The organism is Streptomyces longispororuber (assembly GCF_014656095.1).
GTDB lineage: Bacteria > Actinomycetota > Actinomycetes > Streptomycetales > Streptomycetaceae > Streptomyces > Streptomyces longispororuber.
Window position 1 is genome coordinate 1 of record NZ_BNBT01000087.1, and the last position, 15,294, is coordinate 15,294.

A 15,294-nucleotide genomic window follows, 5' to 3' on the forward strand; every position below is an offset into this window, starting at 1 on the left:
CCCGCGGCGGCCGCGGCCCAGGCCGGCCTGCCGCTGTCCCCGCACGCCGTACGGCGCCTCGCGGCGACGGCCCGGCCGCTGCCGACGCCCTGGCCCGACGAGGCCCGCGAGCAGCTCGTGACCCTCCTCGGCGCCGGCCGGTCCACCGTCCCGGTCTGGGAGGCCCTGGAGGCGGAAGGCCTCGTCACCCGGCTCCTGCCCGACTGGGAGCGGGTGCGGTGCCGCCCGCAGCGGAACGCCGTGCACACCTGGACCGTCGACCGGCACCTCGTGGAGACCGCCGTACGCGCCTCCGCCCTGACCCGCCGCGTCGGCCGGCCCGACCTGCTCCTGGTGGCCGCGCTCCTGCACGACATCGGCAAGGGCTGGCCCGGCGACCACTCCGTCGCCGGGGAGGTCATCGCGCGGGACGTCGCCGCCCGGATCGGCTTCGGCCACGCCGACGCGGCGGTCCTCGCCCGCCTCGTCCGCCACCACCTGCTGCTCGTCGAGACCGCCACCCGGCGCGACCTCGACGACCCCGCGACCGTGAAGACCGTCGCCGAAGCCGTCGGCTCCCCGGGCACCCTGGAGCTCCTGCACGCGCTCACCGAGGCGGACGCCCTGGCCACCGGGCCCGCCGCCTGGTCCTCCTGGCGCGGCTCCCTGGTCGCCGACCTCGTCCGGCGGACCGGTGAGGTCCTCGCCGGGCACGAGCCCGAGGAGCGCCCGGCGCCGCCCGCGTCGGCCGCGCAGGAGCGCCTCGCCCTTGAAGCGTTCCGCACGGGCGGGCCGGTCCTCTCACTGCGCGCCCAGGACGAGGAGCCCTCCGAGGGCCTCGGCGTGGACCTGCTCATCGCGGTGCCGGAGCGGCCCCGCGTGCTCGCCACGGCCGCCGGGGTCCTCGCCCTGCACCGCCTCACTGTCCGCACGGCCGAGCTGCGCACCCTGGAGCTGCCGCCCGAGGTCGGCGGGTCGGTGCTGCTGCTCGACTGGCGCGTGGCCGCCGAGTACGGCTCCCCGCCCGGGGCCGACCGGCTCCGCGCCGACCTCGTACGGGCCCTCGACGGCTCCCTGGACATCGCCGGACGCCTCGCCGAGCGCGACGCGGCCCACCCCCGGCGCCGCGGGGTGGTCGCACCGCCGCCCCGCGTCACCGTCGCCCCGGAGGGGTCCCGCCGCGCCACGGTCATCGAGGTCCGCGCCCAGGACGCACCCGGCCTGCTGCACCGGATCGGGCTCGCGCTGGAGGCCACGGGGGTGCGGGTGCGCAGCGCGCACGTGTCGACGCTGGGGGCGAACGCGGTGGACGCGTTCTACGTGACCGGGGCGGACGGGGCGCCGCTGGCGGGGGAGCGGGCGGCCGAGGTGGCGCGGGGGGTGGAGGGGGCGCTGCGCCAGTGACGTACGGGGCGCTCACGGCGAGCCCCGTACCCGGAGCGGGGCGCGGGCGCGGCCCCCGGGCGGCCCGGAGCCGTCACCCCGGGCAGGGGGGCGCCCGGGCCCGGCCCGGGCAGATACCCTGGGGTGCAACGCTCACCATCGCCGACCCTGAGGACCGACGCCGCCGTGTTCGATACTCTCTCCGATCGCCTAGCAGCGACCTTCAAGTCTCTCCGGAGCAAAGGACGCCTGAGCGAGGCGGACATCGACGCCACGGCGCGCGAGATCCGTATCGCCCTGCTGGAAGCCGACGTGGCGCTGCCCGTCGTCCGCGCCTTCATCAAGCAGATCAAGGAGCGGGCGGCCGGGACCGAGGTCTCGCAGGCCCTGAATCCCGCCCAACAGGTCATCAAGATCGTCAACGAGGAGCTCATCGGCATCCTCGGCGGTGAGACCCGCCGCCTGCGGTTCGCCAAGCAGCCGCCGACGGTCATCATGCTCGCCGGTCTCCAGGGCGCCGGTAAGACCACGCTCGCCGGAAAGCTCGGCCGCTGGCTGAAGGCGCAGGGCCACTCGCCGCTGCTCGTGGCCTGCGACCTGCAGCGCCCGAACGCCGTGAACCAGCTCAGCGTCGTCGCCGAGCGCGCGGGCGTCGGCGTCTACGCCCCGCAGCCGGGCAACGGCGTGGGCGACCCGGTCCAGGTCGCCAAGGACTCCATCGAGTACGCGAAGACCAAGGTCCACGACGTCGTCATCGTCGACACCGCCGGCCGCCTCGGCATCGACCAGGAGCTGATGCAGCAGGCCGCGGACATCCGCGACGCGGTCAGCCCGGACGAGGTCCTGTTCGTCGTCGACGCGATGATCGGTCAGGACGCGGTCAACACGGCCGAGGCCTTCCGCGACGGCGTCGGCTTCGACGGCGTGGTGCTCTCCAAGCTCGACGGCGACGCCCGCGGTGGCGCGGCCCTGTCGATCGCGCACGTCACCGGCCGTCAGATCATGTTCGCGTCGAACGGCGAGAAGCTGGACGACTTCGACGCGTTCCACCCGGACCGGATGGCGTCCCGCATCCTCGGCATGGGCGACATGCTCACGCTGATCGAGAAGGCCGAGCAGACCTTCTCGCAGCAAGAGGCCGAGAAGATGGCCTCGAAGCTGGCCTCCAAGAAGGGCCAGGACTTCACGCTCGACGACTTCCTGGCGCAGATGGAGCAGGTCAGGAAGATGGGCAGCATCAGCAAGCTGCTCGGGATGCTGCCGGGCATGGGGCAGATCAAGGACCAGATCAACAACCTGGACGAGCGGGACGTCGACCGCACGGCCGCCATCATCAAGTCGATGACGCCCGGTGAGCGCCAGGACCCGACCATCATCAACGGCTCCCGCCGCGCCCGTATCGCCAAGGGCTCGGGCGTCGAGGTCAGCGCGGTGAAGAACCTGGTCGAGCGGTTCTTCGAGGCGCGCAAGATGATGTCGCGCATGGCGCAGGGCGGCGGCATGCCGGGGATGCCCGGGATGCCGGGCATGGGCGGTGGCCCCGGCCGGCAGAAGAAGAAGCAGAAGCAGGCCAAGGGCAAGCAGCGCTCCGGCAACCCCCTGAAGCGCAAGCAGCAGGAGGAGGAGGCCGCCGCGCGGCGCGCCGCCGCCGAGAGCGCGGCGCCGGGCGGGGCGTTCGGCCTGCCGGCGGGCCAGGGCGGCAAGGACTTCGAGCTGCCCGACGAGTTCAAGAAGTTCATGGGCTGACCCGGCCCGTCCCCGCCGGGCCGACGCGGCCTACGTCGGCTGCGGGGCCGCCCGGGGGTTCTCTCGTACGACGTCTGGGGCGTCTCCCGTGGGGGAGGCGCCCCAGAGTCGTGCCGTACGCCCCGCCGGCCGCCCCAGGGGGAAGGCGGATGCCCGTCGGGCCGCCGGGGTCACCCGGACGGCGAGGACGGGCCGTGACCCGGGTCCAGGGGCGTCACCGGGTCCGGGCGATGAGATAGCGGAAGACGTTGGGCATCCACACCGTGCCGTCGTGGCGCTGGTGGGGGTGGAGGGCCTCGGTGAGCTCCTTGTCGACCTGCACCTGGTCCGTGGCGCCGACCGCCGCGTCGAACAGGCCGGTGGACAGCAGGCCGCGGACGGCGCTGTCCATGTCCGCGTAGCCGAAGGGACAGGCCACGCGGCCGGACCCGGCGGGCTTCAGGCCGGCGCGGTGGGCGACGTCCTCCAGGTCGTCGCGGCAGGCCGGGCGCCAGCCCCCGGCGCGCAAGGGGTCGGCGAGCTTGGTGGCCACCCGGAGCACGGAAGAGGTCGTGCAGCGCTCCGGCGGCCCCCAGCCGACGAGCACCACGGGCGCCCCGCGCTCGGCCAGCGGTGCCGCGGCGCGCAGCAGGTCCGCCAGGGCGTCGGAGTCGCCCGCGGTGCAGCCGATGGGCTGGAACGCGGTCACCAGGGTGTACGCGGGCGCGTCCGGGGCGGCGGCGTCCTCGGGGGTGCCGTCCACGAGGCGCGTGCCGGCGTCCTCGCCCGGCGTGCCGTCCGGTAAGAGGCGCGCGCGGGCCAGCGCGAGCCGCTCCGGCGCCGCCGGCTCCACCCCCGTCACGGTCGCGCCGCGGGAGGCGGCCATCAACAGGGCCAGGCCGGAGCCGCAGCCGAGGTCGAGCAGCCGCGTACCGGCGCCCACTTCCAGTCGTGCGTACACCGCTTCCACGAGCGGAGCCAGCATCCTCTCCTGGATTTCCGCCCAGTCACGCGCGCGTGCGCACCGGTCCACACGTGGGGACGCGCCCGCGCGCGGGAGGTGTGGGTGCACAAGCGTAGGTGTCATCGAAAGCGCCCCAATCCGCCGAGAGTTGTCGAGCTGTTCGCTGTCGGTCCGTCCGCCCCCGTGACGTGTGCGCGCTCTCCCCCGTATGCCAGGGAACTCCGCTTCCGCCGTGGCGTCCAGGGGTTGTCGGGCAATGCTTGCGTGCCCCCGTCGTGCGCCCCCGCGCGGCGAAAATACGGGGCTTCCCAGGCACCCCGGACGTACCATGCGCGCCATGGCAAAGGCACCCGTACTCACGCCCCGCGCGGACGACTTCCCCCGCTGGTACCAGGACGTGGTCAGCAAGGCCGAGCTCGCCGACAACGGCCCGGTGCGCGGCACCATGGTCGTCCGCCCGTACGGCTACGGCCTGTGGGAGCGGATGCAGCAGGACTTGGACGCCCGCATCAAGCGGACGGGGGCGCAGAACGCGTACTTCCCGCTGTTCATCCCGCAGTCCTACCTGACGCGGGAGGCGGAGCACGTCGAGGGCTTCGCCCCGGAGCTCGCCGTCGTCACGCACGGCGGTGGCAAGGAGCTGGAGGAGCCGGTCGTGGTCCGGCCCACCTCGGAGACCGTCGTCAACGAGTACTTCTCCAAGTGGGTGCAGAGCTACCGCGACCTGCCGCTGCTGATCAACCAGTGGGCCAACGTGGTCCGCTGGGAGCTGCGGCCGCGGCTGTTCCTGCGCACGACGGAGTTCCTGTGGCAGGAGGGGCACACCGCCCACGCGACGTACGAGGAGGCGCGCGACTTCGCCGCCCTCGTCCACCGGGACGTCTACGGCGCCTTCATGCGGGACGTCCTCGCGATGGACTTCGTCCTCGGCCGCAAGACGGCGAAGGAGCGCTTCGCCGGAGCCGTCAACACCCTGACCCTGGAAGGGATGATGGGCGACGGAAAGGCCCTCCAGCTCGGCACGAGCCACGAGCTCGGGCAGAACTTCGCGCGCGCCTTCGACACCCGCTACCTGTCGCAGGACGGCACGCGCGAACTGGTCTGGCAGACCTCCTGGGGAGCGACGACGCGCCTGGTCGGCGCCCTGGTGATGATGCACGGCGACGACGACGGCCTGCGGGTGCCGCCGCGCCTCGCGCCGGTGCAGGCCGTGGTGCTCGCGGTGAAGGGGGACGACGCGGTGCTCGCCGCGGTCCGCGAGACGGCCGAGCGGCTCACGGCGGCGGGCGTGCGCGTCCAGGTCGACGACCGTACGGACGTCCCCTTCGGGCGGCGCGCGGTGGACTGGGAGCTCAAGGGGGTGCCGGTGCGCGTGGAGATCGGCCCGCGTGACCTGGAGCAGGGCACCGCGACGCTCGTGCGCCGCATCGCCGGCGGCAAGCGGCCCGTGGCGCTCGGCGCCCTCGCGGAGATGCTGCCCGCCGTCCTGGAGGAGGACCAGGAGCTGCTGCTCACCCAGGCCCGCGCGCGCCGCGAGTCCCGTACGAGTGACGTGAGCGGCGTGGCCGAGGCCGTGGAGGCGGCGTCCGCGGGCGGCTGGGCGCGCCTGCCGTGGGCGGCGCTCGGCCCCGCGGGCGAGGCCGAACTGGCCGGGCACGGCGTGACCGTACGGTGTCTGGTCACCGAGGGCGGGTCGGTGCCGGACGCCGACGACGCACCCGGTAACGTCGCCCTGGTGGCACGCGCCTACTGAGACGCCGGATTCCGCTCGGGGGCGCTGCCGCGCCGTGTGCGGTCCGGTGACCGGCGGCGGGCCGCCCGCCGCCGCAACAGCCGCCCCCGCGCGCGGAGTTGCCACGGGCACCGGAAATAATGGGCGGCGCGGCGGGCCCCGTTTTGCGGTGGCGGCGCGAGACGGGCGGACGTACGCGCCGCTACGTACCGGCTTGGTGGGAGCTGCGAGGCTTCTCCGCAGATCAGCGCACCCGCCCTCGTCCGGACGCATCAACGGCAACTGACGGGTACGTGCAAAATATTTGAGATGCCCCGGAATGGAACCCGGAGGCACCTCGGCTCGTTGTCACGACGTGAGCACGACACCACCTGTTCTCGCCGCAGAGCTGGCACAGGCGTGGGCCGACATTCAGCGGCACCACCCCGACCTGCCGGACCTAGCCGCGCCCGAATCCCTGATCGGAGAGTCGTCGTCCGCCTGCGGCGCCGAGCTCTCCTTCGAGCGACTGCTGCATGAAGCAGTCCATGGCCTCGCCGCGGCCCGCGGCGTACGCGACACGTCGCGCGCGGGCCGCTACCACAACCGCAGATTCCTCGCGATCGCCGAGGAGTTGGGCCTCGACCATCCCGAGGAGCCACATCCGAGCAGCGGCTTCTCCCTGGTCACGCTCAACCCCGAGGCGAAGAAGCGCTACCGCCCGACCATGGAGCGGCTGCAGCGCGCCCTCAAGGCGCACTCGGCCGCGACCACGGCGGACACCTCGCGCACCTTCCGCGGCCCGGCCGCCCGGCACGGGTCCTCGGGGGGCGGCGTCCGCGTCAAGGCGGTCTGCGACTGCGGGCGCAACGTCCGCGTCGTGCCGTCGGTCCTCGCCCAGGCCCCCATCATGTGCGGCGGCTGCGGCAAGCCGTTCCGCATCCCGGAAGTGGTGGGCGTCGGCGCGGGGTGACCCCCTGCGCGGGGGTGGTCTCCTTCCCCGGGGTTCTCCGTGACCTCCGGGGGTACCGCCGCGGGGGCGGCGGTGCCGGAGCGGTCGCCGGGCCGGGTGCTGCCGTGGGGGCAGTGGCCGGAGCGGTCGCCGAGCCGGTGCTGCCGTCGGACACCGCGGGGCGGAGGGGTCCCGCGTCGCTGCGGGCTGGGCGCCGCCGCCTTCCTGGCGGGGGCCGCGGCCGGACCCGGGTCGGTGCTGCCGTGGGGGCAGTGGTGTCCCGGGCCGGTTGCCGGTTCCGGGTGGGGTGCCGCCGTGCCGCCGTGCCGCGGTGGCGCTGTCCGCCCTCGCCGGGGCGGGTGTCGTGGGGCCGGCCTTCGCCGGGTCGCGCCGGGGGGGCATCCCGCCCCTCGGGTGGGCCGAGCGCGGCGGCGGCCACGGCCCCGGTGCGGCGCGGGTCGGCGTGGGGCGCGGCGAACGGTCGCGACCCCGGTCCGCCGCGGGCCGGGGCGGCTTCGGGCGGTGCGACCGGCTGACGGCGCCCCCGCCAGGGTGTGGCACAATGGCTAGCTGTACTCGACAGCCGCACAGGACCCCTCTCTCCTCCGGCTGACGCGTCCATCGGGCCACTCGGGTACCGCAACCCCACGCGGCATCTCGCAGTGCCCCACCACGTCAATCCAGGAGAACCCACTCCCGTGGCAGTCAAGATCAAGCTGAAGCGTCTGGGCAAGATCCGTTCGCCTCACTACCGCATCGTCGTCGCCGACTCCCGTACCCGCCGTGACGGCCGGGCCATCGAGGAGATCGGTCTGTACCACCCGGTGCAGAACCCCTCGCGCATCGAGGTCAACGCCGAGCGCGTGGCGTACTGGCTCTCCGTCGGCGCCCAGCCGACCGAGCCCGTCCTCGCCATCCTGAAGAAGACCGGCGACTGGCAGAAGTTCAAGGGCGAGCCCGCCCCGGCGCCGCTGCTCCAGCCGGAGCCGAAGGCCGACCACCGCGCCCTCTTCGAGGCCGTGGCCAAGGACGTCGACGGCGAGCCCAAGGGCGAGGCCATCACGCAGAAGAAGAAGGTCGAGAAGAAGGACGAGGCCCCGGCCGAGTCCGCGGCCGAGTCGACCGAGGCCTGAGCATGCTCGAGGAGGCTCTCGAGCACCTCGTGAAGGGCATCGTCGACAACCCCGACGACGTGCAGGTCGCCTCGCGCAACCTGCGCCGCGGACGCGTCCTGGAGGTCCGGGTCCACCCGGACGACCTGGGCAAGGTGATCGGCCGCAACGGCCGCACCGCACGCGCCCTGCGTACCGTCGTGGGTGCCATCGGCGGCCGTGGTGTCCGCGTCGACCTCGTCGACGTGGACCAGGTTCGCTGAACCGCACGTAGCACCGGCTCGGGCCGGGGAGGGCTTCAGAGCCGTCCCCGGCCCGCAGTCGTGTGGGGCGGGAGTCGCCAGGGGCCGCGCCCCGCCCACTCCGGGGCCGCGCCCCGCTCAAGCCCTGGGGCCGCGCCCCGCTCCGGCCTCGGGGCCGTGCCCCCTCAAGCCTTGGGGTCGCGTCCCCCTCCAGCCCCGGGGTCGCGCCCCGCTCAAGCTTCGGGGAGCCTCGCAAGCAGGGGCGCCCCACTCGTCAGCAGGGACAGGAGAGACACCAGTGCAGCTCGTAGTCGCGCGGATCGGCCGCGCCCACGGCATCAAGGGCGAGGTCACCGTCGAGGTGCGCACCGACGAGCCGGAGCTGCGGCTCGCCCCCGGCGCCGTGCTCGCCACCGACCCCGCCGCACGGGGGCCGCTGACCATCGAGACCGGCCGCGTGCACAGCGGCCGCCTGCTGCTGCGCTTCGCCGGCGTCCGGGACCGCAACGGCGCCGAGGAGCTGCGCAACACGCTGCTGATCGCCGAGGTCGACCCGGACGAGGTGCCCGAGGACGAGGACGAGTACTACGACCACCAGCTCATGGACCTCGACGTCGTCACCGCGGACGGCACCGAGGTCGGCCGGATCACGGAGATCTCGCACCTGCCCTCGCAGGACCTGTTCATCGTCGAGCGGCCCGACGGCAGCGAGGTGATGATCCCGTTCGTCGAGGACATCGTCACCGAGATCGACCTGGAGGAGCAGCGGGCCGTCATCGACCCGCCCCCCGGCCTCATCGACGACCGCGCCGAGATCGCCTCCAGCAGGGACGCCGACGCCGAGCAGACCCCGGAGGACGCCGCCGCGCCGTCGGAGGGCGCCCCGTCGGAGGACGCCACCGCGTCATCGGGCGGTGCCCCGTCAGAGGGCGCCGCGGACGCCCGGAGTGAGGGCGACGCCCGGAGCGAGGGCGACGCCTGATGCGGCTCGACGTCGTCACGATCTTCCCCGAGTACCTGGAACCCCTGAACGTCTCCCTCGTCGGCAAGGCCCGCGCGCGCGGCAGCCTCGACGTCCACGTGCACGACCTCAGGGACTGGACGTACGACCGGCACAACACGGTCGACGACACCCCCTACGGCGGCGGCCCCGGCATGGTCATGAAGACCGAGCCCTGGGGTGAGGCCCTCGACCAGGTCCTCGCCGACGGCTACGAGGCGGGCCGCGGCGCCCCCGCCCTGGTCGTCCCGACGCCCAGCGGCCGCCCCTTCACCCAGGAGCTCGCCGTCGAGCTGTCCGAGCGCCCCTGGCTGGTCTTCACCCCGGCGCGCTACGAGGGCATCGACCGCCGCGTCGTCGACGAGTACGCGACCCGGATGCCCGTCTACGAGGTCTCCATCGGCGACTACGTGCTCGCGGGCGGCGAGGCCGCCGTCCTCGTCGTCACCGAGGCCGTGGCCCGCCTCCTGCCCGGAGTGCTCGGCAACGCCGAGTCCCACCGCGACGACTCCTTCGCGCCCGGCGCCATGGCCAACCTCCTGGAGGGCCCCGTCTACACCAAGCCGCCCCGGTGGCGGGGCCGCGGCATCCCGGACGTCCTGCTCAGCGGCCACCACGGCAGGATCGCCCGGTGGCGGCGGGACGAGGCGCTGCGCCGCACCACCGCCCACCGGCCCGACCTGATCGAACGCTGCGACCCCGCGGCCTTCGACAAGAAGGACCGCGAGACGCTCTCCATCCTGGGCTGGGCGCCCGAGCCCGGCGGCCGATTTTGGCGCAAGGTGGAGGACGTGGAAGAATAGGCCGCTGCTGTGCGTCCAGCGTGCGCCCCTGCCACAGGGGGACACGACGCCCGCCCGACGCGTCCAGCGGTTTCCACGGTACGAGCCCCCTCGTGCGGCACGCGCCCGGAAACATCCGAACTCTCATCACGACTTACCGCTGATGACCTGTGGCATCAGCGAGGAAGCAGACGATCATGTCTCACCTGCTCGACTCCGTCGACGCCGCGTCGCTGCGCAGCGACATCCCGGCCTTCCGCCCGGGTGACACCGTCAACGTCCACGTCCGTGTCATCGAGGGCAACCGCTCCCGTGTGCAGCAGTTCAAGGGCGTAGTCATCCGCCGCCAGGGCGCCGGTGTCCGCGAGACCTTCACGGTCCGCAAGGTCTCGTTCTCCGTCGGCGTCGAGCGCACCTTCCCGGTGCACACCCCGATCGTCGAGAAGATCGAGCTCGTCACCAAGGGTGACGTCCGCCGCGCCAAGCTGTACTACCTGCGCGACCTGCGCGGCAAGGCCGCGAAGATCAAGGAGAAGCGCGAGAGCTGAGCTCCCGCGCGGGTCCACAGCGGGGCCGGATAGCATCTGGCCCCGATGGACACCGAAGCACAGCACACGGAGCGCGACCGCTCCTCCTCTCCCTCCCCGGCCACCCCCGCGCACGCGGGGGAGCCGGACCCCGAGGGCAGCCAGGAGCGGTCGCGCTCCGTTTTCGCGTCCTTCGTGGCCTGGCTGCCCGGCGGCCGCCTCACCCTGGGCGCCCTGCTGACCGCGGGCGTCCTGCTCCTCCTCACCACCTTCGTGGTGCAGCCCTTCGAGATCCCCAGCGGCTCGATGGAGCCCACGCTGCGCAACGGCGACCGGATACTCGTCAACAAGTTGGCGTACCGTTTCGGATCCGAGCCGCAGCGCGGTGACGCGGTCGTCTTCGACGGCAGCGGATACTTCGGGGACGCCGACTATGTGAAGCGGGTCGCCGGCGTCGGCGGTGACCGCGTGGTGTGCTGTGACAGACGGGGGAGGATCACGGTGAACGGCCAGGCCGTCGACGAGCCCTACCTCTACCCCGGGGACAAGCCCTCCACGGTGCCGTTCGACGTCGTCGTACCCGACGGGACGCTCTTCGTCCTGGGCGACCACCGCAGCGACTCCAGCGACTCCCGCGACCACCTGGGATCCCCGGGCGGCGGCATGATCCCCGTGGACGACGTCATCGGCAGGGCCGACTGGCTCGTCTGGCCGCTCGACCGCTGGACCTCCCTGGAGCGTCCCGACGCGTACGCGCGCGTGCCGGACCCCGGCGGCGCGCATGGGTAGCCGCGGCCGCGCCAAGGCCGCCCCCGGTGCCGACGCCCCGCTGCCCACCGGCACCCGGCCGACCAGCGGACCCCCGCTGCCCGGCCGGGCCGAGCGGCGCAAGCTCGCCAGGAAGGTCAAGCGCCGCAGACGCCGCTCCGCGATCAAGGAGATACCTCTCCTCATAGGCGTCGCCCTGCTGATAGCCCTCGTACTGAAGACCTTCCTGGTGCAGGCCTTCGTGATCCCGACGGGCTCCATGGAGCAGACGATCCGCATCGGGGACCGCGTCCTGGTGGACAAGCTCACCCCCTGGTTCGGCAACAAGCCCGAGCGCGGCGACGTCGTCGTCTTCAAGGACCCCGGCAACTGGCTGGAGGAGGAGCGCGGCAAGAAGAAGGACGACCCGGTCGTGGTCAAGCAGATCAAGCAGGGCCTGACCTTCATCGGCCTCCTGCCGTCCGACGACGAACGCGACCTCATCAAGCGCGTGGTGGGCGTCGGCGGCGACACCGTGAAGTGCTGTGACAAGAACGACAAGGTGACCGTCAACGGCGTACCGCTGGACGAGCCGTACCTGCACCCCGGCAACAAGCCCTCCGACTTCGAGTTCGAGGTGAAGGTCCCCGAGGGGCGCCTGTTCGTCATGGGGGACCACCGCGCGGACTCCGCGGACTCCCGCTTCCACCGCAACGAGAAGTACAGCGGCACCGTCTCGGAGGACGAGGTCGTCGGCCGTGCCCTCGTCATCGCCTGGCCGTTCGGACACTGGCGCAAACTGGACGAACCCGATACGTATGCGTCCGTGCCCGACGCGCCCGACGGGTCGGACACGGCCACAGGTGCGTCGCATAGGGTGGCCCCCGGCGATCGCGACGGAATGACCGGGCTCCCGACCCCTGCGGAACTCCCGCTCGTTATGGGAGTGGTGGGCCTGCGTCGCCTACGGGGCAGGCAGCGGCACGGACTGAGGAGTGGATGTGGGGGATGTGGCGGTCGGCGCACGATCCGGACACGATGGGCCCGAGGAGCGGCCGCGGCACTCCGGGGAGCCCGCGCCCGCGCCCTCGGCGGGCGGCGTGAACGCCGCCCCTGACTCCGCGGCCCCCGGGGACGCCGGGACGCCCGGCGAACAGGGCGTGCGGGGTCAGACCCCCGGTGCGAACCCGCAGGCTGCGGGTGCGGCCCCGCAGGCCCCCGGTGTGAACCCGCAGGCTGCGGGGGCGGCCCCGCAAACCCCCGGTGTGAACCCGCAGGCCCCCGGTGAGCACACCACGGCGCCGGACCGGTCGCCCGGTGAGGACGGCGCCCAGCCCCCGAAGCCGGCGAAGGACGGCAAGAAGCAAAAGTCCTTCTGGAAGGAGCTGCCGCTCCTCATCGGCATCGCGCTGGTCCTGGCCCTGGTCATCAAGACCTTCCTGGTGCAGGCCTTCTCGATCCCCTCGGACTCGATGCAGAACACGCTGCAGCAGGGCGACCGGGTCCTGGTGGACAAGCTGACGCCGTGGTTCGGCTCCGAGCCCGAGCGCGGCGAGGTCGTGGTCTTCAAGGACCCCGGCCACTGGCTGGACGGCGAGCCCACCCCGGACCCCAACGCCGTGCAGCGGGTCCTCGGCTGGATCGGCCTGATGCCGTCCGCCGACGAGAAGGACCTCATCAAGCGCGTCATCGGCGTCGGCGGCGACACCGTGGAGTGCAAGGGCACCGGCCCCGTGAAGGTCAACGGCAAGGCGCTGAACGAGCCGTACGTGTACGCGGGCAACACCCCGTGCACCGACGACGACCAGGGCGGCCAGTTCAAGATCACGGTCCCCAAGGGCAAGATCTGGGTCATGGGCGACCACCGGCAGAACTCCCTGGACTCCCGCTACCACCAGAACCAGCCGGGCGGCGGCGCCGTCCCCGTCGACAACGTCGTGGGCCGCGCCTTCGTCATCGCCTGGCCCCCCACCCGCTGGGGGACGCTGCCGGTCCCGGACACCTTCGACCAGCCCGGCATCAGCCAGGCGATGAGCGCGGCACCGGCCGCCCTCGGTCTCGCGGGGGCCGTCCCGATCGTCCTGTGGCGCCGCCGCCGGGCGGCCGCAGCGGCGAAAACCCCGCTCGGCACCGGGGTTTCTGGCGGGGGTACCGCCGGGTAGTGTGCGATCCCGGATCGCCGATCTTCCGCGGTCCGGTCCGGTCCTGCAGCGCGTCCGTGGGTCCACGTACGTCCGCCGGTGGCGTACGTACGTCGGCCGCATACGTCCGTCGGTCGCGTACGGCGGTCGGCCGCCGGGCGGCAGGGCCGCGAGGCCGTCTCCGAGCCGGGGGAGCACTGGGATGAGCAGCAGGACGGGTCGTAGCACTGGTCGCACCACCGGTCGTACGACTGCTCCGACGACCGGTCGTACGGACGAGGGCCACGGGCGGCTCGGCAGCGTGCTGTCGGGAGTCGCCGTGGCCCTGGGCTGCGTCCTCTTCCTCGGCGGCTTCGCCTGGGGCGCCGTCCTCTACCAGCCGTACACCGTCCCCACCACCTCCATGGCGCCCACCATCGCCGCGGGCGACCGCGTGCTCGCCCAGCGGATCGACGGCGACGACGTACGCCGCGGGGACGTCGTCGTCTTCCGCCAGAAGGCCTGGGGCGACCTGCCGATGGTCAAGCGGGTCGTCGCCGTCGGCGGCGACGAGGTCGCCTGCTGCACCCACGGCAAGCTGACCGTGAACGGCAAGGAGATCGCAGAACCGTATCTCTCCCGGGGCACCCGTCCCGCGACCACCGGCATACCGGCCACCACCGTCCCCAAGGGCCGTCTCTTCGTCCTCGGCGACGAGCGCAACGGCTCCCTGGACTCCACCGCGCACCTGGAGGAGGCGGGCAACGGCTCGGTGCCCCGCAGCGCGGTCAAGGGCCGCGTCGACGCCGTCGCCTGGCCGCTGGACGGCATGCTCGACCGCCCCACCGGCTTCGACGCCCTGCCGGGCGGCACGTCCGAGCCCGGCCCGCTGCGGCTGCTCGTCACGGCGGTCGTCGCGGGAGCGGTCCTGGTGCTCGGCGGAGCCGCGTACGGGCCCGTCGCCAAGCGGGTACGCCGGGGCCGGGGCGGGCCCGGCCGGAGCGGGGCGGGGGAGGCGGCTGCTGGTGTCGGGTGAGGCGTGGGACGCCGGTGAGGCCGTCGCGGACGGGGCCGGGGCGCAGGCCCAGGGGAGCGAAGCGGCCGGGGACGCGTACGGCACGTGCGGGCGGCCGCTGCGGAAGGTCGCGCGGGTGGTGCTGCTCGACGAGCGCGACCGCATCCTGCTGCTGCACGGCCACGAGCCGGGAGACCCGGCGGACGACTGGTGGTTCACGCCGGGCGGCGGCCTGGAGGGCGAGGAGACGCGCGAGCAGGCCGCGCTGCGGGAGCTCGCCGAGGAGACGGGCATCACGGACGTCGAACTGGGTCCGGTGCTGTGGCGGCGGGTGTGCTCCTTCCCGTTCGCCGGCCGGCGCTGGGACCAGGACGAGTGGTACTACCTGGCGCGCACGTCCCAGACGGTGACGCGTGCGGCGGGCCTGACCGAGCTGGAGCGGCGCAGTGTCGCCGGAGCACGCTGGTGGACGTGCCGGGAACTCGCCCGGGCACATGAGACGGTGTATCCGACCAGGCTCGCCGAGCTGCTGCGCAGGCTGCTCGACGAGGGTCCCCCGGAGCGGCCCGAGACCCTGGACACGGAAATCGTGTAGAGGCCTTCGAGGCTGGCGCACAATAGGGGGACGCACGGCTGAAGGGGAACATGCCATGAGCGCCGAGGACCTCGAGAAGTACGAGACCGAGATGGAGCTGAAGCTCTACCGGGAGTACCGAGATGTCGTCGGGCTGTTCAAATACGTGATCGAGACCGAGCGGCGTTTCTACCTCACGAACGACTACGAGATGCAGGTGCACTCCGTCCAGGGCGAGGTGTTCTTCGAGGTTTCCATGGCGGACGCCTGGGTGTGGGACATGTACAGGCCGGCTCGGTTCGTCAAGCAGGTACGCGTGCTCACGTTCAAGGACGTGAACATCGAGGAGCTCAACAAGAGCGATTTGGAACTGCCGGGCGGCTGAGGGCGCTGAGGGGGCTTGGGCGCTGGGGCGGCTGAGGGGCTGGGGCGGCTGAGGGCTGCGGCGCCTGCGGTTCTCG

General features: G+C 73.2%; 16 protein-coding genes. 15 read left to right on the top strand and 1 reads right to left on the bottom strand.

Going from position 1 to position 15,294, the window contains the following annotated elements:
* A partial coding sequence (locus tag IE330_RS24005; protein WP_190138176.1) for an HD domain-containing protein occupies positions 1 to 1,383 on the top strand: 1,383 nt, incomplete at its 5' end.
* Between the two features lie 165 nt (positions 1,384 to 1,548).
* Positions 1,549 to 3,108, top strand: a complete 1,560-nt coding sequence (gene ffh / locus IE330_RS24010; RefSeq protein WP_190138177.1) for a signal recognition particle protein — start codon at positions 1,549 to 1,551, stop codon at positions 3,106 to 3,108.
* 214 nt (positions 3,109 to 3,322) lie between these two features.
* Here ffh and IE330_RS24015 read toward each other — a convergent pair whose 3' ends face one another.
* On the bottom strand, positions 3,323 to 4,174 hold the full coding sequence (locus IE330_RS24015; protein WP_190138178.1) for a class I SAM-dependent methyltransferase: 852 nt from the start codon (positions 4,172 to 4,174) through the stop codon (positions 3,323 to 3,325).
* 214 nt (positions 4,175 to 4,388) lie between these two features.
* Here IE330_RS24015 and proS point away from each other — a divergent pair, with 214 nt between their 5' ends.
* From proS to IE330_RS24080, 13 genes are all read left to right on the top strand, one after another.
* The gene (gene proS / locus IE330_RS24020) at positions 4,389 to 5,804 is read left to right on the top strand and encodes a proline--tRNA ligase (RefSeq protein WP_190138179.1); all 1,416 of its coding nucleotides are present in this window, start codon (positions 4,389 to 4,391) and stop codon (positions 5,802 to 5,804) included.
* A 298-nt stretch (positions 5,805 to 6,102) separates the two neighbouring features.
* Complete coding sequence (locus IE330_RS24025) at positions 6,103 to 6,735, top strand: hypothetical protein (RefSeq protein WP_190138180.1); 633 nt, start codon at positions 6,103 to 6,105, stop codon at positions 6,733 to 6,735.
* A 677-nt stretch (positions 6,736 to 7,412) separates the two neighbouring features.
* A complete protein-coding gene (rpsP, locus tag IE330_RS24030; RefSeq protein ID WP_190138181.1) occupies positions 7,413 to 7,847 on the top strand; it encodes a 30S ribosomal protein S16 in 435 nt (144 codons plus the stop codon).
* Between the two features lie 2 nt (positions 7,848 to 7,849).
* Positions 7,850 to 8,089 carry an RNA-binding protein gene (locus IE330_RS24035; RefSeq protein ID WP_014176063.1) on the top strand — a complete coding sequence of 80 codons (240 nt, stop codon included), beginning with the start codon at positions 7,850 to 7,852 and terminating at the stop codon, positions 8,087 to 8,089.
* 277 nt (positions 8,090 to 8,366) lie between these two features.
* Positions 8,367 to 9,050: a ribosome maturation factor RimM gene (gene rimM / locus IE330_RS24040; RefSeq protein WP_190138182.1), complete on the top strand. Its 684-nt coding sequence runs from the start codon at positions 8,367 to 8,369 to the stop codon at positions 9,048 to 9,050.
* Positions 9,050 to 9,871 (top strand): tRNA (guanosine(37)-N1)-methyltransferase TrmD, encoded by an 822-nt coding sequence (gene trmD / locus IE330_RS24045; protein ID WP_190138183.1) that lies wholly within the window; start codon positions 9,050 to 9,052, stop codon positions 9,869 to 9,871. Before rimM ends, trmD begins: the two co-directional genes overlap by 1 nt.
* A 176-nt stretch (positions 9,872 to 10,047) precedes the next feature.
* Positions 10,048 to 10,398, top strand: coding sequence for a 50S ribosomal protein L19 (gene rplS, locus IE330_RS24050; protein WP_190138184.1), 351 nt, complete (start codon positions 10,048 to 10,050; stop codon positions 10,396 to 10,398).
* A 45-nt stretch (positions 10,399 to 10,443) separates the two neighbouring features.
* Complete coding sequence (gene lepB / locus IE330_RS24055) at positions 10,444 to 11,166, top strand: signal peptidase I (RefSeq protein WP_190138185.1); 723 nt, start codon at positions 10,444 to 10,446, stop codon at positions 11,164 to 11,166.
* Positions 11,159 to 12,241, top strand: coding sequence for a signal peptidase I (gene lepB / locus IE330_RS24060; protein WP_190138186.1), 1,083 nt, complete (start codon positions 11,159 to 11,161; stop codon positions 12,239 to 12,241). The genes lepB (IE330_RS24055) and lepB (IE330_RS24060) overlap by 8 nt, the downstream gene beginning before the upstream one ends.
* A gap of 148 nt (positions 12,242 to 12,389) precedes the next feature.
* On the top strand, positions 12,390 to 13,286 hold the full coding sequence (gene lepB / locus IE330_RS24065) for a signal peptidase I (protein WP_229925878.1): 897 nt from the start codon (positions 12,390 to 12,392) through the stop codon (positions 13,284 to 13,286).
* A gap of 181 nt (positions 13,287 to 13,467) precedes the next feature.
* Positions 13,468 to 14,280: a signal peptidase I gene (gene lepB, locus IE330_RS24070; RefSeq protein ID WP_190138187.1), complete on the top strand. Its 813-nt coding sequence runs from the start codon at positions 13,468 to 13,470 to the stop codon at positions 14,278 to 14,280.
* Between the two features lie 97 nt (positions 14,281 to 14,377).
* Positions 14,378 to 14,854 carry an NUDIX hydrolase gene (locus IE330_RS24075; RefSeq protein ID WP_190138204.1) on the top strand — a complete coding sequence of 159 codons (477 nt, stop codon included), beginning with the start codon at positions 14,378 to 14,380 and terminating at the stop codon, positions 14,852 to 14,854.
* 55 nt (positions 14,855 to 14,909) lie between these two features.
* Positions 14,910 to 15,218: a DUF2469 domain-containing protein gene (locus IE330_RS24080; protein ID WP_003965949.1), complete on the top strand. Its 309-nt coding sequence runs from the start codon at positions 14,910 to 14,912 to the stop codon at positions 15,216 to 15,218.
* Positions 15,219 to 15,294 lie beyond the last annotated feature (76 nt).

Bases quoted from the DNA above. Each gene is read 5' to 3' on its own strand.
- IE330_RS24015 (WP_190138178.1), bottom strand. From the start codon at position 4,174: ATGACACCTACGCTTGTGCACCCACACCTCCCGCGCGCGGGCGCGTCC.
- proS (WP_190138179.1), top strand. From the start codon at position 4,389: ATGGCAAAGGCACCCGTACTCACGCCCCGCGCGGACGACTTCCCCCGC.
- IE330_RS24025 (WP_190138180.1), top strand. From the start codon at position 6,103: ATGGAACCCGGAGGCACCTCGGCTCGTTGTCACGACGTGAGCACGACA.
- IE330_RS24035 (WP_014176063.1), top strand. From the start codon at position 7,850: ATGCTCGAGGAGGCTCTCGAGCACCTCGTGAAGGGCATCGTCGACAAC.
- trmD (WP_190138183.1), top strand. From the start codon at position 9,050: ATGCGGCTCGACGTCGTCACGATCTTCCCCGAGTACCTGGAACCCCTG.
- rplS (WP_190138184.1), top strand. From the start codon at position 10,048: ATGTCTCACCTGCTCGACTCCGTCGACGCCGCGTCGCTGCGCAGCGAC.
- lepB (WP_190138185.1), top strand. From the start codon at position 10,444: ATGGACACCGAAGCACAGCACACGGAGCGCGACCGCTCCTCCTCTCCC.
- lepB (WP_190138186.1), top strand. From the start codon at position 11,159: ATGGGTAGCCGCGGCCGCGCCAAGGCCGCCCCCGGTGCCGACGCCCCG.
- lepB (WP_190138187.1), top strand. From the start codon at position 13,468: ATGAGCAGCAGGACGGGTCGTAGCACTGGTCGCACCACCGGTCGTACG.
- IE330_RS24080 (WP_003965949.1), top strand. From the start codon at position 14,910: ATGAGCGCCGAGGACCTCGAGAAGTACGAGACCGAGATGGAGCTGAAG.